Origin of the sequence: Nonomuraea sp. NPDC050022, assembly GCF_044460705.1 — a bacterium.
Taxonomy (GTDB): domain Bacteria; phylum Actinomycetota; class Actinomycetes; order Streptosporangiales; family Streptosporangiaceae; genus Nonomuraea.
On record NZ_JBITKE010000005.1, the window covers coordinates 377,667 to 403,343 of the forward strand.

Consider the following 25,677-nt stretch of genomic DNA (forward strand, 5'->3'; position numbering starts at 1 on the left):
CCTATGGGGTGGACGATCTCCTGTGAACCGCGTCGTAGAGCTCCCGCTTGGGCAGACCCGCCTCCTTGGCCACGTCGGCCACGGCCGCCTTACGCTGCTCCCCGTCGGCCACGCGGCGGTCCACCTCGGCGACCAGTGACTCGATATCGGGCTCGGTGTCGGCCGCGACGTGACCGGCGACCACGACGGTGATCTCACCCTTGACGCCCGCCGCCGCCCACGCGGCCAGCTCGCCCAGGCCGCCGCGCCGTACCTCTTCGTAGGTCTTCGTGAGCTCGCGGCAGACGGCGGCCTTCCGTTCCTGACCGAAGGCCTCCGCCATCGCCTCCAGCGCGCTCTGGAGCCGGTGGGGCGCCTCGAAGAACACCATCGTGCGCTCCTCCTTCGCCAGCGCCGAAAGGCGGCGAGCGCGCTCTCCAGGCTTGCGCGGCGGGAAGCCCTCGAAGCAGAAGCGGTCGCTGGCCAGGCCGGAGACGGCCAGCGCGGTGGTGACGGCGCTCGGGCCCGGCAGGGCGGTGACCGTGATGCCCTCCTCGACCGCGAGGTGCGTCAGGCGGTAGCCGGGGTCGGACACACCCGGCATGCCCGCGTCGGTGATGACCACCACCGTCTGCCCCTGCTTGAGCATCTCGACCAGCTCCGCCGCGCGTCCGGCCTCGTTGGCGTCGTAGTAGGAGACCACCCGCCCGCGGATCTCCACGCCGAGGTCGCCCGCCAGCCTGCGCAGGCGCCTGGTGTCCTCGGCCGCCACCACGTCGGCGTTCTCGAGCACCTCGCGCAGCCGCGGCGAAACGTCGCCCGCCTGCCCGATGGGGGCTCCTGCCAGCACCAACCTGCCCTTTACTGTCACCCGGCCATTGTGGCAGGGCATCCCGATAAGACCCTGTTTCCTGGGTAAGCACTGGCTTGAGGCCCGTACGATGTCCGAATGGCGGTGACCGATTTCCCGTACGAAACCTTTGGCCAGTCAAGTGGCCAACCGGCGGCGGACGAGAGCAGTCCCGGGGGGCGATCCATCCGAGATCGGATGGTCCCGCCGATGCGTGGCAGCGTGTTGTGGGGCTGGTTGGGGCCGCTGTTCATCACCATCTTCGGTGGCGTGCTGCGCTTCATGGGGCTCGGCCACCCCAAGGCCGTCGTCTTCGACGAGACCTATTACGCCAAGGACGGCTATTCGCTGATCACGTGGCTCGTGGAGCGGGTCACGATCAAGGATGCCGACAAGGCACTCATCGCCGGCAACACCGACATCTTTCAGAAGTGCACGGAGGCGACGCTCGACAAGTGCGCCTCCTACGTGGTCCACCCGCCCCTGGGCAAGTGGATGATCGGCGTGGGCGAGTGGCTGTTCGGCATGAACCCCTACGGCTGGCGGTTCGCCGCGGCGGTGATCGGGACGCTGTCGATCCTGGTCCTGGCCCGCGTGGCCCGCCGGATGACTCGCTCGACCCTGCTCGGCTGCTTCGCCGGGCTCCTGCTGGCCCTCGACGGGCTGCACTTCGTGCTGTCGCGTACGGCACTGCTGGACATCTTCCTGATGTTCTGGGTGCTGGCCGGGTTCGCCTGCCTGGTGGTCGACCGCGACCGGGCGCGGGAGCGGCTGGTCGACTGGTACGAGACGTCGCCGCTGTCGCCGCAGGGGCCCTGGCTGGGGCTGCGGCCGTGGCGGATCGCCGCGGGCCTGTGCCTCGGTGCCGCCATGGGGGTCAAGTGGTCAGGGGTGTTCTTCCTGGCCGCCTTCGCGGTCATGAGCCTGCTGTGGGACTTCGGCGCGCGGCGGGCCGTCGGCCTGCGCAATCCCTACTCCGGCGCTTTCTCCAAGGACGTGCCGACCGGCCTGGTCGCCTTCGCGCTGGTCCCGTTCGTGACGTACATGGCCACCTGGACCGGCTGGTTCGTCAGCGCGGCCGGCTACGGCCGCAACTGGGACCAGGCCACCTCCTCGGGCCCGATCTACTTCGTCATCGACTCGATGCGGTCGTGGGTGCAGTACCAGTGGCAGGTCTTCTCCTTCCACAGCGGGCTGGCGACCTCACATCCCTACATGTCGGATCCGTGGCAGTGGCCGCTGCTGCTGCGCCCGGTCGCCTTCTACTACGAGGGCAACAAGGGCGGCGCCTGCGGCGCCAAGGACTGCGCCGAGGCCGTGCTCGGCGTGGGCACCCCGGTGATCTGGTTCGGCGCGCTGGCCGCGCTGATCGCCCTGATCGCCTGGTACGTCGCCACGCGGGACTGGCGGGCGGGCGCGGTGCTGCTGGCCTACGCGATGGGCTGGCTGCCCTGGTTCTACTTCGCGATCACCGAGAACCGCACGATGTTCCTGTTCTACGCGGTGCCGATGGTGCCGTTCATGGTGCTGGCCATCACGCTGTGCGCGGGTTTGCTGATAGGCCCCTCAGCGAAGACACCGGGTGGGGCTGTACCGTTGAGGCGTACGCTCGGGGCTGCGGCCGTCGGCGCGTTCGCACTACTGGCACTGATCAACTTCTGGTGGCTGCATCCGGTTTTGTCCGCCGAGCTGATCCCCTACACCGAGTGGAAGGCACGGATGCTCTTCGACAAGCGGTGGATTTGACCCGGTCACAGTTCCATATTTACTAATTTCATAGGGTAGTCGCAGTGCAAGACCCAATACGCACCGGTTTCGGTCATCGTCAGGCCCGGGGTCGATACGGCAAACTTCGAGGCATGAGTGCACCAGACGTCACCGCCCTGCTCGCCGAGTTGGAGCGCTCCGAGCCGGACCTGGCCGAAGAGGCCAGGACCGCTGTGGAGTGGTTGACGGGCGGGGAGCCGCTGGAGACGGTTACGCAGCTCGACGTCTGCGAGTTCCTCTGGTACACACTGCCGCTCAAGGTCGGTGGCGACCATGAGCGGCTGGCCCGCGCGCTCGGGCGGCTGCTGCAGGTCGGCGGGCTGGAGCGCTATGCCGGGTTGTGCGAGTCGCCCCTCACGACCAAGATCCTGCGCACCTACGCCCGTGAGGGCGAGGACGCGGGCACCAACGCCTACCAGGTGGCGCTCGAGGCCACCGGCGTGCTCCCGCCCGACGTGCCCGACCTCCAATGGAGCATGATCATGGGCCCCGAGGAGCTGGGCGCGCACGTCGCCTGCTCCGCGGCGCTGGAGCTGGCGATCGTCTCGGGCGACGACGTCGATCCCGGCGCGCTGACCAAGCGCTGGCTCACCGCGCCCCGGACCGAGCTGGGCGGCGACAGCTGGCTGCATCGCGTACACGGCGAACGGCTCAACCGCTGGGTGCTCGGCCGCGGCCCGGCCCGGCGCGAGCTGGCCCAGCCGTTCGAGGTGCGACTGCACGCTCCCGTCTCGGTCCAGCAGCTGCCCGCGCTGCACGGCCTGCTGTCGCTGGCCGCCTCCGAAGGCAGCCTCCCCATGCGCCTGGCCCCCTCACCGGAGGCACTCCGGCTGCGCGAGCTGGCCGAACGCGAGCTGGGCGCGATCAGCCGCTCCGGCGTCCGGCTGTCGATCACCGACTACGGCCGGCAGCTGCTCGACTCCCCCGAGGCCATGTGGGACGCGGTCACCAAGCTGCTCCTGGCCAGGGGCGAGCACGAGTTCGAGCTCTCGGCGCGTGAGGCCGCGCTCATGCTGCTCGCCGACGGCGCGCTGATGTCGCCCTCCGAGCTGCGCGAGCGGGTGGCCGAGGTGGTCGGCGGCGAGGGCTGGCATCCCGCCACCAGCCTTGAGGACGTCGCCACACCGGTGACCGACCTGGTCGCCCAGCTCAAGGCGCTCGGCCTGGCCTTCGCCGACGACCTCGCCGTACGAGTGACCCGCTCCGGCCAACTCGCCGCCCTGGCCGCCCTCCGCGCCCACGCCCTGAGACCGAGGCAGTACGTGAGCGCAGGCTGACCACCACGGACCCTCTTCGTCCGCTCCCCGAAGGGGGATTCCTCCTATCTCCCCCGAAGGACCCCAGCCGCCACGGGACCGTCACAGGGTCCGAGACGGTCGTGTGACGGACCTCCCTGGGCGCCTACGGGACGCTGACGCGGCGGATGGCCCGCTTGAAGTCCGGACACTCCACGAACGGGTCGTGGTCGCACACCGCCGCGTGGCGCAGGCTGTCGCGCAGCCGGGTGAGTTGCGCGATCCGCTCGTCCACCTCGCGCTCCTTGGCGGCCATCCGTTCGCGCAACACGGCGTCGGACGGCCCGGCCCGCAGGAACGCGGCGATCTCGGTGAGCGTGAACCCGGCGTCACGCGCGCAGGTGACCAGTGCCAGGCGTTCGAGCGTCTCCGGCACGTACGTGCGGCGCAGGCCGTTGCGCCCGTCGGCCGTGATGAGCCCCTTGCGCTCGTAGAACCGCAGTGCCGACGGCGCCAGGCCGGACCGCCGCGCCACCTCACCGATGTCGAGCAACGTCTCGTCCACGGCCCGCTCCTTGACTTGACTTGAACCGCGCTTCAAGTCGCAGTCTAGGGCACATGACAATCCATCACCTGAATCTCGGCTCGATGCGCGAGATCGATTCGACCGAGTCCCTGCCCTCCGCGCCCGCCGTCTGCCACGCCCTGCTGGTCGAGACCCCCGACTCGGGGCTGGTCCTGGTGGAGGCGGGGCTGGGGCTGGACGACGTGACGCGCCCCGGCGAGCTTCTCGAAGCCGAGTGGGTCGAGCTGGTCGGGCCCGAGCTCCGGCCGGCGGAGACCGCCGTCCAGCAGATCGCCGCCCTCGGCTACGACCCGGCGGACGTACGGCACATCCTGCTGACCCACCTGGACGTCGACCACAGCGGCGGGCTGCCCGACTTCCCGCAGGCCGAGGTGCACGTCATGGCGGCCGAGCTGCAGGCGGCGCTGACGGAGGCGCCGAACCGCCGCTATCGCCCCGGCCATTGGGCGCACGGCCCGCGCTGGGTCACCTACCCCGGCACCGGGGACATCTGGTACGGGGTCGAGGGGGTGCGGCCTTCGACGTTCTCGCCGGACTTCCTGATGATGCCGCTCGCCGGGCACACAGTGGGCCATGCGGGCGTGGCGGTCAGGGACGGCGACCGGTGGCTGCTGCACGCCGGTGACGCCTACTTCTACCACCGCGAGCTGTCGGCAGACGACCCGCGACCGCATCCGCTGATGGACATCGTGCAGCTCGACTCGCAGGTGGACGAGGGGTCGCGGCTGACGAGCCAGGCCCGGCTGCGCGAACTGGCGAACGTGCACGGGGTGGAGGTGTTCTCCGCGCACGACCCGTGGGAGCTGCACCGGATGAGTTGAGATCTGGTCAGTTGTCGTAGGGCGCGCTCTACTGGGCATGAACCGGTTGTCGCCCGCGCGCGTACCTCTGGCTGCCCGGCCACCGCGGCGCGCAGAACGCGGTGGCCGGGCTCCGAGCCCGGCGCGCGCCACCATCTCGCTCTCACCGAAGCCGGTCGCGCCCCCTCTGAATCACTGTGAATCACACCGCTACCCCGCCGAGGTGAGCGCGCCCGCGCGTGGACCAGCCATCTCTCCCCCAAACAGGGCAGGACCGGGCACCGCCCACCGGTTTGACGTGTGCGACATTAGCTGATTTAGTGCATCATCAATTGGCATCAAACTGGTTCGTAGAGAATGGTGCGCCGGATGCTGTCGAGGGTGCGGAGCGGATGAACGGTGACGGCGCGGAACAGCGCACCAAGCGAGAACGTCTGGCCACAGAGCTGCGGCGCCTGCGTGACCTGGCCGGGATCTCCGGGCGCGACCTGGCCCACCGGGTCGGCATCAGCCAGTCCAAGGTCTCCCGCATCGAGTCAGGGACCGTGATCCCCTCGCTGCCGGAGGTGACGGCATGGGGCGAGGCGGTGGAGGCGTCGAGTCAGACCCGGGAATGGCTGACCGACCTGACCGAGGCGGCCTTCACCGAGATGCACAGCTGGCGGGCCGCCCTCCAGCGGCAGGCGCACCTTCAGGACGAGATTCGGGAGCAGGAGGACCAGGCACAGCTGGTGCGGGGATTCCAGCCCACCGTCATTCCGGGGTTGTTGCAGACCGCCGAGTATGCCCGGCGCATCTTCGCGTTGTTCGACCCGCCATACACCGAGGGCAATCTGTCCATGGCCGTCGCGGCTCGTTTGCAGCGGCAGCTCGCCCTGTATGAGGAAAGCCGGCGTTTCGAATTCCTCATTACCGAGGCGGCGCTGCGGTGCCGTCCTGGATCGGCCAAACTCCTGCTCGCCCAATTGGACCGGATAGCCTCGCTGAGCACGCTGGAGAACGTCTCCATCGGCTTGATACCGCACAACACAGAAGCACTTGTCTGCCCCCCGCACGGTTTCACCCTCTACGAGAGCGACGGCAGCGCGGCGGACACTTTTGTGGAGATAGAAGTCGCGCACGTGAGGCTGAGCGCCGGCCACGCCGACGACATCGCGGTCTATCAGCGGCAGTGGTCCTTGCTGACCCAGATGGCGGTCTTCGGCGACGAGGCGCGGGAGTTCCTCGCCACGATCAGCGCCGACGTCCGCGCCGCGGATCGGTGACCCCGCCTTGCGCACGGCCGTCCGCCCATCCCCGGGGAGCGGGCACCTCGCGCACTCCCCGAGGCCGCCCGGGAGGTCGCGAACCGGACATGGACCAGGATCACCTCAGGTCGAACTCGCCCGCGTACACCCCGGCGAGGAACGCGCCCCACTCCTCACCGCTGAAATAGAGAACAGGCCCCTCGGGGTCCTTGGAGTCGCGCACCGCGACCACGTTCTCGCCCAGCGCGACCTCTACGCAGCCGCCGCCGTTGTCGCTGAACGTCGCCTTGAACCATTCGGCGCGCCGCGACCGGCCTTCCTTGGCAGTACCCATTATTTCTCTCCTGTCCGTCCGGGGAGACATGTGCCGCCCGCTGTCTGGTCGGCCTGGGTATCGGCTCGGTGCCGCGCCGTCGGTCAGCCATAGGGATTCTATGAACGCCGTTAGTCATATCCAATACACGTAGTACGAAGGAGTGGACCGATGCAGTTTCGATTGTTGAACGGCGTGGAGGCTTACCGGGACGGTGTGCGGGTTTATGTCGGTGACCGAAAACAACGTTTGATGCTGGCTTTGCTCCTGCTCGCCGGAACCCGGCCGGTCACCATGGAGGAGCTGATCGACAAGATCTGGGGCGCGGAGCCGATAAACAGCGCGCGCAAGGTCATCCAGCATTATGCGAGCGACCTGCGTGCTCATTTGGGACATTCCAGCGGGCCGAAATTGGGCGACATGCTGCCCAAGTACCAGAACGGCTACCGGCTGCTGGCCGACCGGAACCAGGTCGACGTCTACCGCTTCCGCGACCTGGTGAACGAGGCGCGGCCGCTGATCGGGCGTGACGACGCGCAGGCCGTACCGATCCTGCGTGACGCCCTTCGGCAGTGGGGCACCCGCGGCCTACGGCCCGGCGAGCCGCTCAGCGGCCTGACCGGCCAGTCCGCGGCGAACGCCCGCGCCAAGCTGCAGGCGGAGCACCGAGCCGCGGTGATCGACTGCCTGGAGGCCGAGCTGCGGCTCGGGCACCACGCGCTGCTCGTCCCCGAGATCCTGGACCTGGCCACCGCCGGGCCGCCCGACGAGCAGCTGACCGGCCTGCTCATGCTGGCCTGCCACCGCGCCGGCCGACCGGCCGAAGCGCTGGGCGCGTTCGCCGCCCTGCGCAAGCGGCTGGCCGACGAGCTCGGGGCCGATCCGGGCGCGGAGATCGAGCGCCTCCATCAGCGCATCCTCAGCCAGGACCCGGCCCTCGGTGATTCGCCGGGATTCGCGCCCTCCGGGGCACCCGGCGAGGCCGACAAGAGCGCCGTCCGCCGCGTGGCCGAAGCCGCCAGGAAGGGCGACGCGAAGCATCGGGATAATCCATAACGGAACTAATTGCTAAACTGGACGACATGACTGCCATGGCCCCTTCCCGCACCGCGCCGGACCTGTCGTACCTGCTGGACCACACCGGCCACATCCTGAGGACCCGGATGGCGGCGGCGCTGGCGGAGATCGGGCTGACGGCGCGGATGCACTGCGTGCTCGTGCACGCTCTGGAAGAGGAGCGCACGCAGATCCAGCTCGCCGAGCTCGGCGACATGGACAAGACCACGATGGTGGTCACCGTCGATGCCCTGGAGAAGGCGGGCCTGGCCGAGCGCCGCCCGTCCAGCACGGACCGGCGGGCCCGGATCATCGCCGTCACCGAGAAGGGCGCGGAGGTCGCCAAGCAGAGCCAGGCCATCGTCGATGGCGTCCACCGGGCGGCCCTCGCCTCGCTGCCCGAGGACGAGGCCGAGGTGCTGCTGCGGGCCATGAATCGCCTGGCGACTGGGCATCTGGCCACACCCGCCGAGGCGCCGCAAGGGGTTCGAAGGGCTCGGCAGAAGGGCTAAAAAGGTCCGAGGCATATCGTCTGCAACGGGACTATCTGTTATGGTTCCTCTTGTTCGCCTTTCGAGCAGGAGATGGCCATGTCATATACCGCACCTTCCCCCCAACCATCGCGCTGGCTGGCGCTCATAGTGCTGTCCGCCGCGATGCTGATGACGGTCCTGGACGGCAGCATCGTGACCGTCGCGATGCCGGCCATGCAGCGGGATCTGGGCTTCTCGCCCGCCGGGCTCAGCTGGATCGTCAACGCGTACGGGATCGCTTTCGGCGGATTGCTGCTCCTGGCCGGACGACTGGGTGACCTCATCGGCCGTAAAAGCATGTTCCTGGCCGGAAACGCGGTCTTCACCGCCGCTTCGCTGCTGGCCGGCGCGGCGACCGGGCCCGGCCTGCTGATCGCCGCCCGGTTCGTCCAGGGCGTGGGCAGCGCGATGGCCTCCGCGGTCGTTCTCGGGATCCTGGTGACGTTGTTCACCGAGCCCGCGGAACGCGCCAAGGCGATCGGCATCTTCAGCTTCACCGGCGCCGCCGGCGCCTCGATCGGCCAGGTTCTGGGCGGGGTCATCACCGATGCGCTCAGCTGGCACTGGATCTTCTTCATCAACCTGCCGATCGGCCTGGCCACCATCGCGCTGGCGATCCGGGCGCTGCCGGGCGACCGCGGGGCCGGACTCGCCGCCGGGGCCGACGTCATCGGCGCCGTCCTGGTCACCAGCGGTCTGATGCTGGGCATCTACACGGTGGTCAAGATCGAGGAGTACGGCTGGCTCGCCGCGCACACCCTCGGCCTCGGCGCGGTATCCCTCGCTCTGCTCGCCGCCTTCGTCATCCGTCAGGCGACCGCCAGAACGCCGCTGATGCCCCTGCGGATCTTCCGTTCGCGTACCGTCTCGGGCGCCAACCTGGTCCAGATGCTGGCGCTGTCGGCCATGTTCGCCTTCCAGATCATTGTCGCGCTCTTCATGCAGAAGGTCCTCGGCTACAGCGCGCTCGGCACCGGCCTGGCGATGCTGCCCGCGGCGGTGGCCATCGGCGCCGTGTCGCTGTTCGTCTCCGCCCGGCTCAACACCCGCTTCGGCGCCCGCCGCGTCCTGCTGGTCGGCCTGGCGCTCCTGTTCGCGGCGATGGGCTGGCTCACCCGCGTCCCGGTGACCGCGAACTACGTCACCGACCTGCTCCCGGTCATGCTGCTCATCGCCGGTGGCGGCCTGGTCCTGCCGGCGCTGACCACGCTCGGCATGTCCGGCGCCAAGGCCGACGACGCGGGCCTGGCCTCGGGGCTGTTCAACACCACCCAGCAGGTCGGCATGGCGATCGGTGTCGCGGTGCTGTCCACGCTGGCCGCCTCCCGTACCGAGGATCTGCTGTCCGCCGGGCAGAGTCAGGCGGTCGCGCTGACCGGCGGCTATCACGTGGCCTTCACCATCTCCGCCGCGCTGCTCGTGGCCGCCTTCATCGTGGCGCTGACCGTGCTGCGCCGGCCCGAACGGGACACCACCGCCACCACCGCTGAGGACCCCGCTGTACTCACCTCAGCCTGACTTTCGCCGGCAACGGCCGGGCCGGTCCCGGCCGTTGCCGGCGTAACTCCGTTGCGACGGTCAAGGCGGTTCACCAAGAATGACGGCGATGAGAGCGACCAAAATGCACGCCGACGAGATCGAGACCGACGTCGCCCTCGTGCGCCGCCTGCTCGCCGGGCAGTTCCCACGCTGGGCCGAGCTGCCGATCGCGCCGGTCGACTCGTACGGAACCGATCACGACATCTACCGCCTCGGTGACCACTTGGTCGCTCGGCTTCCGCGCATCGGGTGGGCCACCAAGCAGGCGGCGAAGGAGGCGGAGTGGCTGCCCAAGCTCGCGCCGCACCTGCCCCTCGCGCTTCCGGTGCAACTGGCCATGGGGCGGCCGGCCGAGGGCTATCCCTACGACTGGTCGGTGTACGAGTGGCTGCCCGGCGCGAACGCCAACGGCACGATCGACGACCTGGACCAGGCAGCCGTCGACCTCGCGGCGTTCGTGACCGCGCTCCGTCAGGTCACCACGGCCGGTGCGCCCCCGCGCTCCCCGCACAGCCGAGGCGGACCGCTCGCGGAGAGCGACACGTCTGTTCGTCAGGCGATCGCCCAGCTCGGCGACCGAATCGACGGCGACGCCACGCTCCGCTCGTGGCAGGAGTCGCTCGACGCCCCGGCCTGGGACGGCCCGGAGGTCTGGCTGCACGGCGATCTGCTGCCGGGCAACCTGCTCGTCGTCGACGGCCGTCTGTCGGCGGTCATCGACTTCGGCGGCCTCAACGTGGGCGACCCCGCCTGCGACCTCCAGCCCGCGTGGAACGTGTTCGCCGGTGAGAGTCGACGCCGATTCCGGCGCGAACTCGGCGTCGATGACGCCTCCTGGGTGCGCGGCCGCGGCTGGGCGCTCGCTCAGGCGGTGATGGCGCTGCCGTACTACTGGGAGACCAACCCCGGCATGATCCGCCAGGCATCCCATGCGCTGGCGCAGGTCCTCGCCGACAGCTAGTCCCGGGGAAGCAGCGTTCCGAGCGGTCCGAGGTCGATGTTGAGGTCGGAGGGCGATAGACCGAATTTGTCGCACATTTCGGTCATTGCCGCTTCCAGTCGCATCAAGGTCACGCCGAGTGCCTCGATCTGTTCGTCCGACAGGTCCCCTTGCTCCATCCGGCGCACACACTGACGCTCCACGAGTTGACGTACGAGCTCGACCAGGGTGAGCACCAGACGCGACAGGTCGCGCTCCACCGCCTCGGCGTCGGTCTCGATGCGCAGCCGTCTCGACGGCACCTTCCGCACCGATGACGCCTTTTCCAGGTCATTCCTCATCGGTGCTCCGGACCGACATGATCAGTGCGCGTACGGAGATGCGCACCAGGTCGATGTCCGCGATGGACAGGACGAGGTCCCCGCTCACCACGACCCCGCCCGCCAGCAGCCGGTCGAGAAGGTCCACCAGCGCCACGCGTTCGGGCGGCAGCCGGTCCTCCCGGGCGAGCACGGCGCCGCGGGGCTCATCAAGCGTCATCGCCGGTCCCCCCTCCCGGCCTCTCCGGTGTCTCGGCGAAGGCGGCGAAGGAGTACGGCGCCCACGGACCGGTGAGCTCCACGTCGATTCCCTCGCCCCGCAGCCCGTCGACGACCCGCGCGAACTCCGCGCCGCGGTCGAGATCGACCAGGTAGGCGCCGTTGAGGATCATCCACTCCGCGCGGCCGGACAGCTGCGGGTCCTGGGGGCGATGCCGCTGGCTGGCGACCGCCACGGACTTGAGGACGTCATGGATGTGCTCCCCACGCGCGGCGGCCTGGCGCCAGGTCTCCTCACGGCTGCGCAGACTCGCCTGCCGCTTCTTGAGGTACGCCAGTCCCGGACTGGTCGCGCTCTCCGCCCCCGTTTCGGCGGGCGGCGGCGCGGCCGGATCGACGTACGCTTTCACCCCCCACTCCTGCCGGTCGGCGATCCGCCCGAGTGTCTCGGCGAAATCGTCATGCCGCCGGTCCAGGAGCTCCCGGATCTGGTCCTCGCCGCTGTAGACCGTGACCAGACGGACCGGGGCCGTCGGCGTCGTCCGCGCCACCGCCTCCACCACGCGATGGTGCGCCCGAGCGGTCTCGCCCAGCCAGTCCAGGTCTTCCATGGACCGCCGCAGCGGCTCTTCGCCGAACCGGTCCAGCGGGACCGTGCTCACGTACGCGACGAGACCGGCGTGCGTGATCGCGCGCACCCCCTCGCCGGCCACACCCTTCAAGTCTTCGGGAAGGGTGACACCCTCGTCGCGGGTGACCGCGTACAGGTAAGTGCCCGCGTCATTCATCACACTCGTCATTCATCATGCTCGTCCACTTCGGCTGCTCGCTCATCGACGTACTCGACCTCCGCGGTCGGTCCGCGCGGCAGTGCGGCGCCCTCCTCCGCGGCGGCGAGCCGTCGCCGGAGCCTGCGGTTCTCCTCGCGCAGCTCCTGATCCTGCCCTCTGAGCCATGGGTCGTGCTCCCACCAGTCGATCCCCATCTCCCTGGCGGTGTCGACCGAGGCGATGATCAGCCGGAGCTTGATGGTCAGCAGCTCGATGTCCAGGAGGTTCACGCGGATGTCTCCCGCGATCACGATGCCTCGGTCGAGTACCCGTTCCAGGATGTCGCCGAGGTTCGCCGGCTCGTGGTTGGACAGCCGCCCGGCGGGGGCGTTGGACTGGCGCATCACAGAGCCGGGCTCGGTCATCGCGAACCGCCCTCCGCGTTGGTGCCGCTGCCCCGCCGGTACCGCTGGATCCGCCGGTAGGACAGCAGATTTCCCTCCGGGTCCAATTCGGCCTCGTAGAGCGCGAGAATGTCGCCGGAGGAGGGAATGCGGTGGTCTTCCAGGACCTCCACGTTCACCACCCAGCCGCGCTCGACCGGCTTCACCATCGTGATGCCTTCCGGCTCACCCGCGACCAGATCGGCGATGTGCTCCAAACCGGCTTCGCCGACGTCCGCCACTGACAGGCCGCGTGGGCGGCGTTTCTGACGTGGTTCCGTCCGTCTCTCGTCGGGTTCCTCCCCTGAGCGCCTTGGTGCCTGGCTGCCGGCCGGCCGCTCTTCGCGGACACTGCGCCTGACAGGCATGCGATCACCCCTCCTCTTCCTCTTCCTCACCTGTCGGCACGACAGCCTGGCCGGGCTCGCCGATCATCGATTCGAGCGTCTGCTTCATCGCCAGCGCCTCTTCCTCCTCGGAGATCAGGCCGGCGGCCCTGGACTGCTCGATCTCCTCCAGCCGGCGCCTGACCACCGCAGGGTCATGCGTCTGCCGCTCCACCTGCTCCTGTATCAGCTCGCCGAGCCGGATCACCCCTTTGACCGGCGCGAGCGGCCAGCCGAAGATCAGGCCGATCAGCCCCATCCGTCATCACTCCTGAGTCCGCGCGGTGATGAAGTCGTACGGTGCCAGCGGGCCCAATATGCGCATCTCAACCCGGCCGGACCAGCGATCGGCGAACTCGTTCACCACCCGCTCCAGCTCCTCCTGCCGGTCCGTCTCCATGAGTACGGCCACGTGAACGGCGTCCTGTTCGTGAGAGGGCTCCCGGATGACGGTGAGGGCGGCGAGCGGGCTCACCTCCTCGGTCAGCGACTGCGTGTCGGCTTCGCGTTTGGCCACGACCGACTGGTTGATCAGCTCTCCGAGCCGGATCCGCGCGTTCCGCGTCAGATCCTCCGATTGCCCCTGGATCTGCTCACGCAACTGCTCGGCCTCCGGGACCTCGCTCAGCACCTCACGGAACAGCGTTTGGCCGACGTAGCGTCCTTTGATGACGTACTCGGCCCGTCCCTCCAGCTCATCCAGCGCGCTGCGGAACTCATCGTGGTGCGGCGTCAGCAGCTCCTCGACGACGGATTCCTCGTTCGTCATCACCGAGCCGAAGCGGAGCGGGATGACGGGCACCTCGGCGGCGGTGGCATCGAGCAGGGCCCCATGCCGGAACAGGTCGTCGGGGGTGCCGAGCGGGCGGTCGAGCGCGACGTCGCTCACCAGAGCGGCGATCTCGCCGTGCCGGATCAGCCTGATCTCCGCAGATTCGTCCCCTACGCCCTGCGCATCGCTGGACACCTCGACGTCCTCGGGTACGAGACCGTAGATGTAGATGCCGGTCTTCTTGGTGACCTGCTCGGGAACATCCTGACCGGCGGCCTTCGCGGATTGCGCCATTTCACCGCTCCTCTCGCTCTTGCCGCCGGCTGCGCGTCTCTTGTTTCTCGCCGAGCTCGCCGACGAAGTCGCTCAGCTTCTCCCCTGCCGCTTCCAGGGCTCCTTGGGCGACGTTCTTGCCCTTGCCCTGCGTCATGTTCTGCATGATCTCGGGCAGCCCTTCTCCCCCGGACTCCTCGAGGTCCAGCCGGTTCACGGCCTCGGCGTAGCGCAAGTAGGTGTCCACGCTGGCCACGACGATGCGCGCGTCGATCGTCAGCAGCTCGATGCCCACGAGTGAGACCCGGACGTAGGCGTCGATGACCAGACCTTTGTCGAGGATCGTGTCGATGACGTCGGCCAGGCCCGACGGAGACGGACGGTCGGCTATTCCGCCTGTCGCGGGTTGCACGGTCATTACTTCTCCCTCGGTCTTGGCGGACGCCGCCCGCCGCTCTTCGGGGACGCTGCCCCGCCGCTCTTCGAGGACGCTGTCCCGCCGGTCTCTGGCGACGCTGCCCCGCCGGTCTTCGCGGACGCCGTCCCGGGTTACGTCGTCCGGGTACCGGCTCTGCGCCGAACCGGCCGCGCCGGTGGCTCCTTGGCGCGCCCCCGTCTCCGAGAGGCCGCGCGAGGCGGCTCTTCTTCCTCCTCCTCCTCTTCCTCTTCTTCTTCCTCCGGCTCCTCCTCTTCTTCCTCTTCTTCCTCTTCTTCCTCGGGCTCTTCCTCCTCCTCGTACTCGTCCTCCGGCAGTTCCTCTTCCTCTTCTCCCGCTTCCGCTTCTCCCACTTCCTCTTCTCCCGCTTCCGCTTCTCCCGCTTCCGCTTCTCCCGCTTCCGCTTCTTCCTCCGGCTCCTCTTCCGGCCGTTCCTCTTCCTCCTCCTGCGCGGCTTCCTCCTCCTGGACCGCGGTCTCGTGGTCCTTGACGACTTCACCGTCGTGGATCACACCGCGCCAGCCGCCGGAGGCGATCTCCTCGGGATGCAGCATGGTCTGCGTCATGACATGCCGCCTGAAGTGCTTGAACTCCAGCCGTGCACGCCTGCCCGGCGCACGCCAGACATTGCCGACGTGCTCCACCAGTCCGCGCGGGTGATATTCGAGTACGAGCAGGACCCGGGTCAGGTTGGGGGTTATGGCATGGAAGCTCACAGCGCCGTCGACGTAGCCCTTGGGTCCCTTGGATCGCCAGATGATCCGTTCGTCGGGCACCTGCTCGACGATGTCCGACTCCCAGTTGCGATGGGACAAGAAGACCTGTGTCTTCCACGACAGCTTCTCGTCGCTCTCGCTCTCTACGTGCTCCACCTTCTTCATGAAGGTCGGGAAGTCCTGGAACTGCGTCCACTGGTTGTAGACGACCCGTACGGGAGCGCCGATGTCGAGCGTTTCGGCGATGTTGACGAACCGTAGCTTCTTGGTCCCCTTGCCCATGCCGCCGAACAGGCCCTTGAGTGCCCCCTTGGCCGCGCCACCCAGCATCGAACCTTTGACGGACTTGCCGCCAGATTCATCCGATCCGGTGAGCGCGCTGAACAGGCCGGAAACTCCGCCGCCTGCCGCCGGATCGGCGAGCCGGCCCGCCATGTCCTCGACCTTGTCACTTACGGACTGCAGCGCTCGCTCGATGAAGGCCTGTGCGAGGTTTTTGAGCTCCTGGGTGAGCGCCTCGGTCGGCAGGGCCTCCGCGACCTTCTTGACGTCTGTCGGCAGGGCCTCAGTGACCTTCTTGATGGGCCGAGCCTTCGATACCTGAGCCATCAAGCTCGCCTCCGTGTCCTCGTGACCGGTCGCGCGGCGCGGGCGGGCTCGGCCTTGGGCTTCCTTCTCCGTGGTGCCGGCTTGGGCGGTTCCTCCTCTGGCGCCTCTTCCTCTTCCTCCTCGTAGCCCTCTTCGTAGTCCTCTTCGTCTTCGGCCGTTTCCTCAGGCGTGCCCGGATGGCGCAGACCCTCGGCCCGCTCGTGCAGCCTCGAGGTCAGCGATTCGAGCTGCCTGCTCGTCATGGCCACGGCTGCCGCCTTGCCGACGTCCATCAGCTCGCCACGCAGGCGGCCGGTGAGCTTGTCCATCTCGGGCGACGAACCGAGCATCTTGATCCCCTGCGACAGCAGGCCTCCCTGGCCGCGCAACCGGCTGAGCACCCCGGCCACGGCCAACGTGGTCGCCCAACGCAGCTTGTGGCGTCGGCCGAGGTAGTAGCCCGCGGCGATGGCCAGCCCCATCTGAACTTTGTCTTTCATGACCAGCGCTCCTTGCCCTCCCGACTCGCCTGGAACAACCGGTCTCCACCTGCCCCACAAAAAAGACAAACAAACACATGATCGGAGAAAACGGACACGCGAGGCGAATCGGGTGCCAGAGGCCCGCAGGGGCCGCGCAAGGAGCGCGATGTGAACTTCGTACAGATATGGTCAATAATTCGCTTTTTACAGCGATTTGCACGCTTTCCGTGCGGCTAGAGAACCCGCTCCGCTCGCCGCCGGACCCGCATGCCCGCGACCAGCATGACGGTCGCGCTGCTGTACCCGAGCATCGGCAGCAGGCGCCACACCAACCACGGCAGCACCCCCGCCGAGCCTGCGCAGCCGAGCATCATGACGTACGACATCGCCATGAACGCCCAGTCCAGCGCGACCACCGCCGCGACCAGAGCGGCCAGCACCCCCGCCAACGCGCCGAGCCGCCGCCCCGCCCAGGCGGAGACCGCGGTCGCCAGCAAGACGCTCAGCGTCGGCAGACCGTTCAGGGCCAGACCCCCCTCGAACGAGTACGCCACGGGCTCACGGAGATGGAGCCACATCCATTCGAGCTCGGACCACACCTCCGCCAGGCCGAACGGAAGAGGGCCATAGCCGACGCAGCCGATCGCCGCCTCGGCCTTGAAGAGCATCGGCAGCCACAGGACCAGGAAGCTCAAGACGCAGGCCGCCAGTGCGGCCAGCCACCATCGCAGGTAACGCCACCGGGGCATGGGTCGCCTTCCTACGCCACATGATCGACTACGGGAGTGCGCCGCCTACCCTAATGGGGACTATTTCCGTGATCCGCGCAGCCCGCGCAGGAAACGCCACAGCGCGGAGCGGGGCGGCTCCTCATCCACGGTGACCGTATCCGCCGACGCTGCCGGTTCGGTGTTCGCCGGGGCGTGGGCGAGTTCGTACTCGACCGGCAGGGACCGCAGCGCCCGCATGAAGGGGGAGGAACGCCACGGGAGCTGGTCGGCGGGCAGCGCGAGCCGCAGCCTGTCGAGGCGATCGAAAAGCCGCTCCACGGCGATGGTGGTGATGCGGGTGGCCAGCAGCCGAGCGAGGCAGGCGTGCGGCCCCGCGCCCCATGCCAGGTGGGCGCGGGTGCTGCGGATGGCATCCCGGTCGATCGCGCTGCCGAACAACGGATCGCTGTGGGCGCCGGCGACGGACAACATGACGGGATCACCCGCGGCGATGACGAAGCGCCCCAGCCGCACATCCGCCGTCGGGAAGCGGAACGTGAGGTTGGCCATCGGCGGGTTGGCCAGCGCGACCCGGTTCACGGTCTCCTCGATCGTCCCCGCGGACAGGCCCGACCGCACCTCCGGATTGGTCATCACCTCGAGGATCGTGTTGCAGATCAGACCCCCGGTCATGTCGCCGACGACCCCCGGCAGCATGAGGAGCTCCCGGGACAGCCCTTCGACGGTGAAGTCGGGATTGGCCGCGAGCATGTAGGAAGGCAGGTCGTTCCCGGGGCGGCTCATCTTGGCGGTGGACAGCTCCATCATCGCGGCGAACAACCGCTGCGAGGCCGCGGCCGCCTCGGGACCGGCGTCCAGCACCCGCCAGGTGTCCATGACCACGTCATCGCCACGCGCGGTCTCGAAGCCGAAGAGCCGGTTGGCGACCATCAACGGGAGCGGTCGTGCGTACTGTGCGGACAGATCCGCCCATCCGGTACGGGATTCGCCTTCTGCCAGCAAACTGATGAGGTCGTCGGCATATCGCCTGATCGCATCTTCCAGCAGTTGCGCCTGAGGGTGGCCGCGGTCCTGGAAGGGCGCGAGCGCCGAGGTCCACGTGTCGCGGAGCCGGTGCAGCGTCATCCCGTCCTGGAAGGCCACGCTGTTGAGCTCGAACGCGGGAAGCACGGGCCAGTCCGGTGGCAACGCGCCTTCCACCCTCGCCCGCCAGTTGTCCAGGCGCTTGCTCCAGATGTCGCCCTCGTTCTTCATGACCCGCAGCACTTCGGCGTACCCGAGGACCAGCCACACGGGCACCCCGAGCAGGTCCACCGGCGCGACCGGCCCGTACTTGGCGCGCAGGCGGTCATGGACGAGCGCGGGATCCGCGTCGTAGTCCCTGGTGAGCAGCGGTTCTACGGATACCGACGCCAGTGGTTCAGGGGTCGATGGGGTCCACGCGCCAGGCATCAAGGTGATGCACGACCTCTCTCTCGGTCCACTGCTTCTGTGAGAGCGGTCGCATCCCGGCGCCCACGTGGAAGACCAAATTGGGGGTTTTGCATCACCACGCGGGCGCGAAAGGGACACTTTCCGGAAAAATCACAGCACAGTACGTGACGAGGGAGATCTGACTTCTGCTATGCGACAGAGCCGTAGGAGGGCTTGCCCGCCCACTCGTAGGTGACGTAGATGACGCCGGCGTCGGTGGTGGTCGACCCGGTGACCTTCAGCCCAGCCGGCGCGGTGCCTTCGGCGAAGAGCCGCTTGCCCTGGCCGAGGACGACGGGGAAGATCAGCAGCCGATACTCGTCGACCAGCTCGGCCTCCTGCAGCGTACGCATCAGGTCGCTGCTGCCCTGCACGAGGATCTCGCCGTCGGTGCGCCGCTTGAGCTCGGCGACCGTCTGGGCGGCCTTGCCCACCAAGACCTGGGTGTTGCGCCACTCGGCGGTCATCGGCGTCCTGGTGGTGACGTATTTCGGCATGCTGTTGATCTTGGCGCCGCCCTCCTCGTCCGGCACGTTGGGCCAGTACGAGGCGAGGATCTCATACGACCTGCGGCCCAGCAGCATCCCGTCCGCCCGCTCGAGCTGGTCGTTCATGATGCGGCCGAACCCCTCGTCCACGTGCGGGGGCAGCCATCCGCCGTGCTGGAAGCCGTGGGAATCGTCCTCGCCGACACCGCCGGGGCCCTGCATGACACCGTCCAACGACACGAACGTCGAAACGACCAGCCTGCTCGCCATCTGTCTCACTCCTTTGAGGGCTGGGCGGGTCCGTCCGGTCCCGCCGTCTTCACCTGCCTTCAGCGTGGCGCGACCCGTTTACGGAATCCTTAAGGCTTCCCTACCGTCGGACGGCAGCCCAGCCCGCTCGCCGGCTCGCTCGCTCGCTCAGCGAAAGTCGTCGGTGTGGTCGAAGGCCCAGTCTCGGAATGTACGCGCCGGAGTTCCGGTGACCTCTTCCACGGTGGAGGTGATCAGTGCTGAGTGAGGCCGCGTTTCGGCACTGGCCAGCAGGGCCTCTACCAGGGCCGGCGGCCTGCCGTCCGCGAGCATCTGCTGCCGAGCGATCTCTACGGGCACCTTCTCGAAACGCAACGGGCGGCCGATCGCCTCCCCGATGGCGTGTACCTGCTCGGTCCTGCTCACCACCTGTGGACCGGTCAGCACGTATGTCGCACCCGCGTACCCATCCTCGATCAGCACACGTACCGCCACGGCGGCGATGTCTCGCGGATCGATCACCGCGGTGGCGGCGATGTCAGGACCACGCACGACACCCGCGCCACGGATCTGCTCGGCCCACCCACGAGTGTTGGAAGCGATGGTGTTCGCCCGCAGGATCGTCCACTGTGGACCGGACTCCTCGATCAGGCGCTCCATGTCGGCGTGGAGCTGGTTGATCGGGTCGCTCTGCCGCTCGGCCTCGTCGTTCACCCCCGACGAGGAGAGGTAGACGACGCGTCGGGCCCGCTCTTGGACCACGTCGAGTACGGCGGAGGCACCGTCCGCGGTGAGGAAGGGCCAGATCAGGAACACCGTCTCGACCTCCGCCAGCGCCCCCTTCAGAGTGCTCGGCCTGGACAGATCACCTTCGACCACCTCAACCCCCTCAGGGAGCCGAGACTGCTGACCGCCTCTCACCAGCGCCCGCACAGGGGCGCCGGCGGACACAAGCTGGGCGATAACCTGCCGTCCGACGTTGCCGGTGGCACCGGTCACAAGAATCATGCCTCGGTCAGCCGGGCCATTTGCGGAAATATTCCGACTCGGGGATGGGTGGTGCGTCGCTTGCGCCAGGCCGCGTCACCCCTTTGTACGGGTTCCGCAGGCCGTTTTGTCGGATCGGGCTGCGAGACTCCGCGCATGCGTGATCACGAGCTCCCAGAACGCCGGCGGCCGACATGAGCGCGTCCGAGCGGTTCAGCCTCCAGCCGAGCCCGGACAAGTGGCAGCCCGCGTGGCTCGCCCGCGGAACACTACGTGCGCAGCGTTTCAACCTTCCTGCCGGAGTGTCCAGTGTGACCTTCGACAAGACGCTGCTGGTGGGCGTGGACTTCTCCGGGATTGGCTTCGTCTCCTTCAGCGCTCACGGCAGCCGGTTCGAAAGCTGCGACTTCTCCGGCACCACCTTCGAACAACTGTCGATGGGGGCCACCGCCGTGCGCGGGTCGTGGAACCGCGCCCGTTGGCCGCAGTCGGTCTTCCGCGACTGCGTGTTCCGCCGCACCCGATTCGCGCCGCTCACCTTCTTCGGCAACGTCCGGTTCGAGAGGTGCGTGTTCGACGGGTCCCGGCTGAGGGACCAGACGTCCACGTCCGAAGCCGAATTCGTCGACTGCGTCTTTCTCGGCCGCGTGCGGGATGTCAACTTCTGGGGCCGTCCGACCCACGACCAGGCGGCACTGGGCAGGGACCGCAATGACTTCACCGGGAACGACTTCACCGGCGCGGAGCTCGACGGCGTCGCCTTCCAACACATCGACCTGCGGGCCCAGCGTTTTCCCGGCCTGCCCGGCTACGCGCTCCTCGACCGGGTCAGCGCGCGGGTGGAGGCGGCACTGCCTGTGGTGGAGCGCTGGCCGGACCCACGTCACCGGGAGAAGGCCCGCTTCAGCTTGGAGTTCCTCGCGGAGAGGGCTCTCAAGTACAACGACGACCACCGGCTGGTGAGCCCTTCGGAGCTGGGCCGGAAACTGCCGCCCGCGCTCCGCGAGGAGCTGTTCGAGGCGCTCAGACGCACGACCAGCGGTACATCCCCTGGTTGAGCCGTACCGCCTCGCGAGCCAGGTCCCGCAGGCCGGTGATGCGTTCGACCTCGAACTCGTCGAGCAGTTCCGCCTCGGCGTACTCGCGCAGCCGCGCATCGTCCACGGCGGCGAGCGCGGCGGTGGTCTCGGGCGCCGCCAGTTCGACGCCCGCCGATTCACCGTCGTCGATGACGACCTTGCTGTCACCGAACTCGCTGAGGTCACGTCCGCTCAGCTCGGCGGCCAGCGTGTCGAGCTCGTCGAGCCAGCCTTTGCAGTCGACGTACGGCAGATTCAACGCCGCCGGCCCACCGGACAGGGCCAGCCGGGCGGACTGCTCGGAGTCCACGGTGAAGTAATCGACGAGAACACCCATAGTGCGCGACTCTACCGATCACGCCCGCACCGGGCGCATCGATCGTCTCAGGCGCTCAGAGGAGGTCTCAGTTGAGCCCTCCGTCGACTACCTTCGGCTTCCAGTAGCCGATGGATCCGCCCTTCTCCAGGGCGTCGGCGGTGGTCTTCAGCAGGGCGTAGAAGGAGCGGATCCGGACGCCTCCAGGCGTGAAGTTCATGGAACCCTCGTGATCGGTTTCGCCGATGTCCTTACGCGCCGAGTCGACCACCAGATGGTCGCCCCCTCCGTCGGCGTCGACAGGGATCATTCGCCCGTCCCACCATTCCGATCGTGGATCGGAGAATTCCCCATCACCTTCCTCCTCGCCGTCGATGTCGCACAGCTCTCGCCACGTGTCACGCATTTCCCGGACGCTCATGTTCGAGTTGCCCAGGAAGCCGAAGGGCCAAGTGTCCTTGAGGTAGACGGCTCCGTCATGCCGCAGCAGTGAGGCCCGCAGAGCGTCGGGGAATCGCATTCCCATATACGCCTCCGCGGCCGCGATGGTTTTCGCGTTTCCGGGCTTACCGAGCGTGCGATAACTCCGGGGAGCGTTGGTCTTCAGCCAGTCCTCGATGCGCTGCCACTGCCGGTCCACTGCCCCCTTGACCTTCGCGTCGATTTTCCGTACGCGCGGTTCGGCGCCCACGGGCCGGCAGTCCGCGTCGGGACGGACCTGCGTTTCCTCACTCTCCGCCGACTGCTGGGACACGTAATCGGCGTCCGGACCGTGCTCCTCCTCGTTTCCGGCGAACGTGCAGGCCGTACCGCTGTCCGAGGTGCTCTCAAGGCATGGCCCCCAACTCACGTCAGATGAGGGCTCGGAGAAGACCGCGGATTCAAGGACTTGAGTACCGAGAGCCAGCATGAGAATCGCGAATCCGGCGACGGCCCAACGAGTCAGGCGGCGACGGGTGGCATCGTCCAGCGGCTCCCTTGGCTCGCCGCGTTCGAAGAACCTGGTGAACTCGGGGCGGTCGAAGAGGGAGGGCTTTTCGGCGCCATAGCGCTGGAGATCCGCAGCGGTGGGAGTGCCGAGGATCGGAGCCGGCGGCCACTGCGCTTTCTCGCTCTGGGCCGGAACCGAACCCCCGGTCGGAACCGAACCCCCGGCCGGAACCGAACCCCCGGTCGGAACCGAACCCCCGGTCGGAACCGAACCCCGGGTCGGAATCGAAAAGGAATCGGAAGCCACCTCCTCCCGCTGGACCGGGCCCCGTCGAGAGCGCGCGATCACCACGACCGCCGCTGCCGCTACGGCCGCCAAAAGCGCGAGCCATAGCCCACGGGATGTGATCAATCGCCGCATGTCCGGCACATTACCCGGAATTGATCTAGACGGATGCCGACTCCGCTCGCGGTCGCCCCTCCGACGATCACGCTCCGAGGGCGAGCGCACACACCCGGGCACCTGTCATTAGGATCATTGCCGTTGCGATGATCCGGCGAGCGGAGCCTCGATGAGTGACCCCGGCGGCTTCGGCCCCCTGGTGAAGGACGAGCGCGAGGCGATCGGTCCGTACCGGATCGTGGGCCGGATGGGCGCCGGCGGCATGGGCGTGGTCTATGCGGGGGTCGCGGACGACGGAGCCCGGGTCGCGGTCAAGGTCATCCATCCGGGATTAGCCGCCGATCCGCAGTTTCTTGCCCGCTTCGTCCGCGAGGTCGATCTCCTGTCCCGGGTACGCGGGCGCTGCACGGTCTCGGTGGTGGCCTCCGACACCGCCGCGATGCCTCCCTGGCTGGCCACCGAGTTCGTCCCCGGCCCGACGATCAGTACGTACGTGCAGGAGAACGCGCCACTGCCGCCGGACGAGCTGCTCTCGTTCGGCGTGGACATCGCCGAAGCGCTCACCGACATCCACCATGCCGGCATCGTGCACCGCGACCTCAAACCCGGGAACGTGATCCTCTCCGACTCCGGCGCGAAGGTCCTCGACTTCGGCATCGCCCGAGCCCTCGACGAGAGCGGCCTCACGGGCACCGGCGCGCTGATCGGTACACCCGGCTGGATCAGCCCGGAGCAGTACCGGGGTGACGAGGCGGACGCCGCCGCCGACGTCTTCGCCTGGGGCGCGCTGATGGCGTACGCCTCGACGGGGCGCCCGCCGTTCGGCACCGGAGCCCCCGACGTCCTCGCCTACCGCGTCATGAGCGTCGATCCCGACCTGTCCGGGGTGCCCACGCAGGTCCGCGACCTGGTACGAAGCGCGCTCGCCAAGGGCAGGACGGCCCGGCCCACCGCGGCCGAGCTGCTCGCCCAGCTCACCGCCCTCAAATCGGGCACGACCCCACTCACGGCGGGCACGATCGTCATGCCGCCCCCATCCAGGTCGGGCACGACCCCCACGCCACCCCCACCGAGGTCGGGCACGGTCGTCATGCCGCCGCCGGTATCACCGCCGGCCAATCGCGTGCCGTGGTGGCCGGCCGCCGCCGCCCTGGCGACGGTCGTGGCCATCGGCGCGCTGGTCTGGGTGGGCTCAGAGGGGATACCGGCGGCACTCCGGAGCCTGAGCGACCCTCCCACGTCCACACCCGCGGAGAACCTGACGCCGGACACGAGCGCGACCCCGACCCCCGAGGAGACGACGGAGGCCCCGACCCCGACTCCCGAGGAGACGACCAGCACGAGCGAGACCCCTGAGGAGACGGAGACCCCCGAGGAAACGCCCGCCACAACGGAGAAGGCGAGCGCGTCCCCCACCACACATCGCTCGGCCACCGGCGTCCCGTGCGCGTCCGCGAGCTCGATCCTGCGGCAGGCCGCCACGCTGAACGGCGGCCTGCCGCAGGACGCCAGGGTCGCCCGCAAGCGGTGCGTGGGCTACTGGGTGGCGGCCGAACTCGACTCCCCGAGCGTCGGCGGCATCGACCTGATCGCGAAGCGGAACGCGACCCGATTCGTCAACGCCGAGATCGGCAGTGACTTCTGCTCGCTGGAGAACGAGTCGGCACTCCTCAAGAGCGCGCCAAACGCCATCAGAGCCTTCCTCTGCCCCAACGGCTTCGGCTGACGGGCTCCGCCAGAGACCCGAAGGAGATCAGGTTGCATCCCGTGCTCGTACGGAGGATGGGGTGGGCCGCTTGATCGCGCGTCCCAGCGCCCGCGTCGTGCTCATCGACGCCGCCGATCGGCTCCTGCTGTTCTCCAGCCGCAACCGGCTCGACGGCACCGTTCGCTGGTACACCCCCGGCGGCGGACTCCAACCCGGCGAGACGCATCAGGACGCGGCACTGCGCGAGCTGTACAAGGACGAGCATCACCGGCCACCGCTGGTGGACAGCGCAAGAGCTGACCGAAACCGCCGACCTCCTGCGACCCGCCGGGCTACCGCACCTGCTGACCGCCCTTCTCGCCGACGGCCCGCCCCGCGACCCGGTCCTTGTCGACGGCTGACGTCTCCCGGCTACCGCCTGACGACGTGATCGAACCCGCCCCAGCAGCTCCAGCAGCGGCGTGCGCTCGGCTTCTGACAGTCGCCGCCTTTCTCTGCCTGGCCGCGCTGACGGTCTTCCTCATCACCGGCAGGCAGGATCGTCCTGGGGCCTGAGGCCGAAGACCGCCTTCCCCGGCACCCGCCGGCCGCGCAGCGCGTCGGCCGCCTCGGCGAAGCGAGTCCCCAGGCCGCGACCAGGTGCGGTCCGCCGACCGTCTCCACGATGATGTCGACAGGCTCCTTGACGTCGTCCAGCCCCACGATCACCTCATCGGCACCCACGTCGGCGAGGCCGTCGCCGCGCGCGAGGGATCCGACGGAGGCGATGACGTGCGCCCCGGCGCGCGCGGCAGGACGATCCCGGCCGCGTCGAGGCCCAGCGGTGCCCCTGCCGCGACGTGTCCAGACTGGGCGTTGTTGAGGTCCGCGTAGTTGAGCGAGGCGTGCAGCACCTCGACGAGCACCTGTCCGGGACGGGCGATCGGGTCGGCGATCTCCCCGAAGCCGACGCCTGAAGGAGCGGACGGTTCGACGATGAGTGCGCGCGTGGACATGGACATCTCCCTATCGGTGGAGCCGTGGTGACAGATAGGAAGATAGCAGATTGTTTTGTAGCGTACTA

General features: G+C 68.5%; 31 protein-coding genes. 11 read left to right on the forward strand and 20 right to left on the reverse strand.

Going from position 1 to position 25,677, the window contains the following annotated elements:
- Position 1: 1 nt before the first annotated feature.
- A complete protein-coding gene (gene rsmI / locus ACIBO2_RS23220; protein WP_397299025.1) occupies positions 2 to 850 on the reverse strand; it encodes a 16S rRNA (cytidine(1402)-2'-O)-methyltransferase in 849 nt (282 codons plus the stop codon).
- A 189-nt stretch (positions 851 to 1,039) separates the two neighbouring features.
- On the opposite strand from rsmI, the gene ACIBO2_RS23225 reads away from it, so the two are divergent.
- On the forward strand, positions 1,040 to 2,575 hold the full coding sequence (locus ACIBO2_RS23225) for a phospholipid carrier-dependent glycosyltransferase (protein ID WP_358541803.1): 1,536 nt from the start codon (positions 1,040 to 1,042) through the stop codon (positions 2,573 to 2,575).
- Between the two features lie 113 nt (positions 2,576 to 2,688).
- Positions 2,689 to 3,873, forward strand: coding sequence for a hypothetical protein (locus tag ACIBO2_RS23230; protein WP_358541805.1), 1,185 nt, complete (start codon positions 2,689 to 2,691; stop codon positions 3,871 to 3,873).
- Positions 3,874 to 3,997: 124 nt separating this feature from the next.
- Here the strand turns inward: ACIBO2_RS23230 and ACIBO2_RS23235 are convergent, their stop codons facing one another.
- A complete protein-coding gene (locus ACIBO2_RS23235; protein ID WP_358541807.1) occupies positions 3,998 to 4,396 on the reverse strand; it encodes a MerR family transcriptional regulator in 399 nt (132 codons plus the stop codon).
- 53 nt (positions 4,397 to 4,449) lie between these two features.
- Here ACIBO2_RS23235 and ACIBO2_RS23240 point away from each other — a divergent pair, with 53 nt between their 5' ends.
- Positions 4,450 to 5,238 carry an MBL fold metallo-hydrolase gene (locus ACIBO2_RS23240; protein ID WP_358541809.1) on the forward strand — a complete coding sequence of 263 codons (789 nt, stop codon included), beginning with the start codon at positions 4,450 to 4,452 and terminating at the stop codon, positions 5,236 to 5,238.
- Positions 5,239 to 5,609: 371 nt separating this feature from the next.
- A complete protein-coding gene (locus ACIBO2_RS23245; RefSeq protein ID WP_358541813.1) occupies positions 5,610 to 6,482 on the forward strand; it encodes a Scr1 family TA system antitoxin-like transcriptional regulator in 873 nt (290 codons plus the stop codon).
- 100 nt (positions 6,483 to 6,582) lie between these two features.
- On the opposite strand, the gene ACIBO2_RS23250 is transcribed toward ACIBO2_RS23245, so the two are convergent.
- Positions 6,583 to 6,798, reverse strand: a complete 216-nt coding sequence (locus tag ACIBO2_RS23250) for a DUF397 domain-containing protein (protein ID WP_357943849.1) — start codon at positions 6,796 to 6,798, stop codon at positions 6,583 to 6,585.
- Positions 6,799 to 7,029: 231 nt separating this feature from the next.
- Here ACIBO2_RS23250 and ACIBO2_RS23255 point away from each other — a divergent pair, with 231 nt between their 5' ends.
- The 4 genes from ACIBO2_RS23255 (at position 7,030) to ACIBO2_RS23270 (ending at position 10,866) form a co-directional block, all read left to right on the forward strand.
- Positions 7,030 to 7,833 (forward strand): BTAD domain-containing putative transcriptional regulator, encoded by an 804-nt coding sequence (locus ACIBO2_RS23255; RefSeq protein WP_397299029.1) that lies wholly within the window; start codon positions 7,030 to 7,032, stop codon positions 7,831 to 7,833.
- A 26-nt stretch (positions 7,834 to 7,859) separates the two neighbouring features.
- A complete protein-coding gene (locus ACIBO2_RS23260; RefSeq protein WP_358541818.1) occupies positions 7,860 to 8,345 on the forward strand; it encodes a MarR family winged helix-turn-helix transcriptional regulator in 486 nt (161 codons plus the stop codon).
- Positions 8,346 to 8,423: 78 nt separating this feature from the next.
- Positions 8,424 to 9,884 (forward strand): DHA2 family efflux MFS transporter permease subunit, encoded by a 1,461-nt coding sequence (locus ACIBO2_RS23265; protein ID WP_397299033.1) that lies wholly within the window; start codon positions 8,424 to 8,426, stop codon positions 9,882 to 9,884.
- Between the two features lie 88 nt (positions 9,885 to 9,972).
- Positions 9,973 to 10,866, forward strand: coding sequence for an aminoglycoside phosphotransferase family protein (locus ACIBO2_RS23270; protein WP_397299036.1), 894 nt, complete (start codon positions 9,973 to 9,975; stop codon positions 10,864 to 10,866).
- Here the strand turns inward: ACIBO2_RS23270 and ACIBO2_RS23275 are convergent.
- The 14 genes from ACIBO2_RS23275 to ACIBO2_RS23340 all read right to left on the reverse strand — a co-directional run bounded on the left by ACIBO2_RS23275 (position 10,863) and on the right by ACIBO2_RS23340 (position 20,199).
- Positions 10,863 to 11,186 carry a gas vesicle protein K gene (locus ACIBO2_RS23275; protein ID WP_358541825.1) on the reverse strand — a complete coding sequence of 108 codons (324 nt, stop codon included), beginning with the start codon at positions 11,184 to 11,186 and terminating at the stop codon, positions 10,863 to 10,865. The two genes, ACIBO2_RS23270 and ACIBO2_RS23275, sit on opposite strands and share 4 nt — an antisense overlap.
- Entirely contained in the window at positions 11,176 to 11,385 is a 210-nt protein-coding gene (locus ACIBO2_RS23280; protein WP_225296244.1) for a gas vesicle protein, read from the reverse strand. The genes ACIBO2_RS23275 and ACIBO2_RS23280 overlap by 11 nt, the downstream gene beginning before the upstream one ends.
- Positions 11,375 to 12,184 carry a GvpL/GvpF family gas vesicle protein gene (locus tag ACIBO2_RS23285; RefSeq protein WP_358541828.1) on the reverse strand — a complete coding sequence of 270 codons (810 nt, stop codon included), beginning with the start codon at positions 12,182 to 12,184 and terminating at the stop codon, positions 11,375 to 11,377. Before ACIBO2_RS23285 ends, ACIBO2_RS23280 begins: the two co-directional genes overlap by 11 nt.
- Positions 12,181 to 12,558 carry a gas vesicle protein GvpJ gene (locus tag ACIBO2_RS23290; protein WP_358542275.1) on the reverse strand — a complete coding sequence of 126 codons (378 nt, stop codon included), beginning with the start codon at positions 12,556 to 12,558 and terminating at the stop codon, positions 12,181 to 12,183. The genes ACIBO2_RS23285 and ACIBO2_RS23290 overlap by 4 nt, the downstream gene beginning before the upstream one ends.
- A gap of 17 nt (positions 12,559 to 12,575) precedes the next feature.
- Positions 12,576 to 12,965: a gas vesicle protein GvpO gene (gvpO, locus tag ACIBO2_RS23295; protein ID WP_358541830.1), complete on the reverse strand. Its 390-nt coding sequence runs from the start codon at positions 12,963 to 12,965 to the stop codon at positions 12,576 to 12,578.
- Positions 12,966 to 12,969: 4 nt separating this feature from the next.
- On the reverse strand, positions 12,970 to 13,242 hold the full coding sequence (locus tag ACIBO2_RS23300; protein ID WP_358541833.1) for a gas vesicle protein GvpG: 273 nt from the start codon (positions 13,240 to 13,242) through the stop codon (positions 12,970 to 12,972).
- 6 nt (positions 13,243 to 13,248) lie between these two features.
- On the reverse strand, positions 13,249 to 14,049 hold the full coding sequence (locus ACIBO2_RS23305) for a GvpL/GvpF family gas vesicle protein (protein ID WP_397299042.1): 801 nt from the start codon (positions 14,047 to 14,049) through the stop codon (positions 13,249 to 13,251).
- 1 nt (position 14,050) lies between these two features.
- Complete coding sequence (gene gvpJ, locus ACIBO2_RS23310) at positions 14,051 to 14,446, reverse strand: gas vesicle protein GvpJ (protein WP_358541839.1); 396 nt, start codon at positions 14,444 to 14,446, stop codon at positions 14,051 to 14,053.
- A 131-nt stretch (positions 14,447 to 14,577) separates the two neighbouring features.
- Complete coding sequence (locus ACIBO2_RS23315; protein ID WP_397299045.1) at positions 14,578 to 15,615, reverse strand: SRPBCC family protein; 1,038 nt, start codon at positions 15,613 to 15,615, stop codon at positions 14,578 to 14,580.
- 173 nt (positions 15,616 to 15,788) lie between these two features.
- Complete coding sequence (locus ACIBO2_RS23320; RefSeq protein WP_358541844.1) at positions 15,789 to 16,268, reverse strand: hypothetical protein; 480 nt, start codon at positions 16,266 to 16,268, stop codon at positions 15,789 to 15,791.
- Between the two features lie 215 nt (positions 16,269 to 16,483).
- Positions 16,484 to 16,999, reverse strand: coding sequence for a hypothetical protein (locus tag ACIBO2_RS23325; protein WP_358541847.1), 516 nt, complete (start codon positions 16,997 to 16,999; stop codon positions 16,484 to 16,486).
- A gap of 60 nt (positions 17,000 to 17,059) precedes the next feature.
- Positions 17,060 to 18,433, reverse strand: a complete 1,374-nt coding sequence (locus ACIBO2_RS23330; RefSeq protein WP_358541850.1) for a cytochrome — start codon at positions 18,431 to 18,433, stop codon at positions 17,060 to 17,062.
- Between the two features lie 170 nt (positions 18,434 to 18,603).
- A complete protein-coding gene (locus tag ACIBO2_RS23335; protein WP_397299048.1) occupies positions 18,604 to 19,212 on the reverse strand; it encodes a dihydrofolate reductase family protein in 609 nt (202 codons plus the stop codon).
- Between the two features lie 147 nt (positions 19,213 to 19,359).
- Positions 19,360 to 20,199 (reverse strand): NAD(P)H-binding protein, encoded by an 840-nt coding sequence (locus ACIBO2_RS23340; RefSeq protein ID WP_397299051.1) that lies wholly within the window; start codon positions 20,197 to 20,199, stop codon positions 19,360 to 19,362.
- Between the two features lie 173 nt (positions 20,200 to 20,372).
- Here ACIBO2_RS23340 and ACIBO2_RS23345 point away from each other — a divergent pair, with 173 nt between their 5' ends.
- Positions 20,373 to 21,236: a pentapeptide repeat-containing protein gene (locus ACIBO2_RS23345; protein ID WP_397299054.1), complete on the forward strand. Its 864-nt coding sequence runs from the start codon at positions 20,373 to 20,375 to the stop codon at positions 21,234 to 21,236.
- Here ACIBO2_RS23345 and ACIBO2_RS23350 read toward each other — a convergent pair.
- Both ACIBO2_RS23350 and ACIBO2_RS23355 read right to left on the reverse strand, forming a co-directional pair.
- Positions 21,202 to 21,594, reverse strand: coding sequence for a hypothetical protein (locus ACIBO2_RS23350; protein ID WP_358541861.1), 393 nt, complete (start codon positions 21,592 to 21,594; stop codon positions 21,202 to 21,204). The genes ACIBO2_RS23345 and ACIBO2_RS23350 overlap by 35 nt on opposite strands.
- Before the next feature lie 67 nt (positions 21,595 to 21,661).
- Positions 21,662 to 22,924, reverse strand: a complete 1,263-nt coding sequence (locus ACIBO2_RS23355) for an SMI1/KNR4 family protein (protein ID WP_397299057.1) — start codon at positions 22,922 to 22,924, stop codon at positions 21,662 to 21,664.
- Positions 22,925 to 23,075: 151 nt separating this feature from the next.
- On the opposite strand from ACIBO2_RS23355, the gene ACIBO2_RS23360 reads away from it, so the two are divergent.
- Entirely contained in the window at positions 23,076 to 24,632 is a 1,557-nt protein-coding gene (locus ACIBO2_RS23360; protein WP_358541866.1) for a serine/threonine-protein kinase, read from the forward strand.
- Positions 24,633 to 24,702: 70 nt separating this feature from the next.
- Positions 24,703 to 25,044, forward strand: a complete 342-nt coding sequence (locus ACIBO2_RS23365) for an NUDIX domain-containing protein (protein WP_397299061.1) — start codon at positions 24,703 to 24,705, stop codon at positions 25,042 to 25,044.
- A 274-nt stretch (positions 25,045 to 25,318) separates the two neighbouring features.
- Here ACIBO2_RS23365 and ACIBO2_RS23370 read toward each other — a convergent pair whose 3' ends face one another.
- A complete protein-coding gene (locus ACIBO2_RS23370) occupies positions 25,319 to 25,609 on the reverse strand; it encodes a hypothetical protein (RefSeq protein WP_397299063.1) in 291 nt (96 codons plus the stop codon).
- Positions 25,610 to 25,677: the final 68 nt, after the last annotated feature.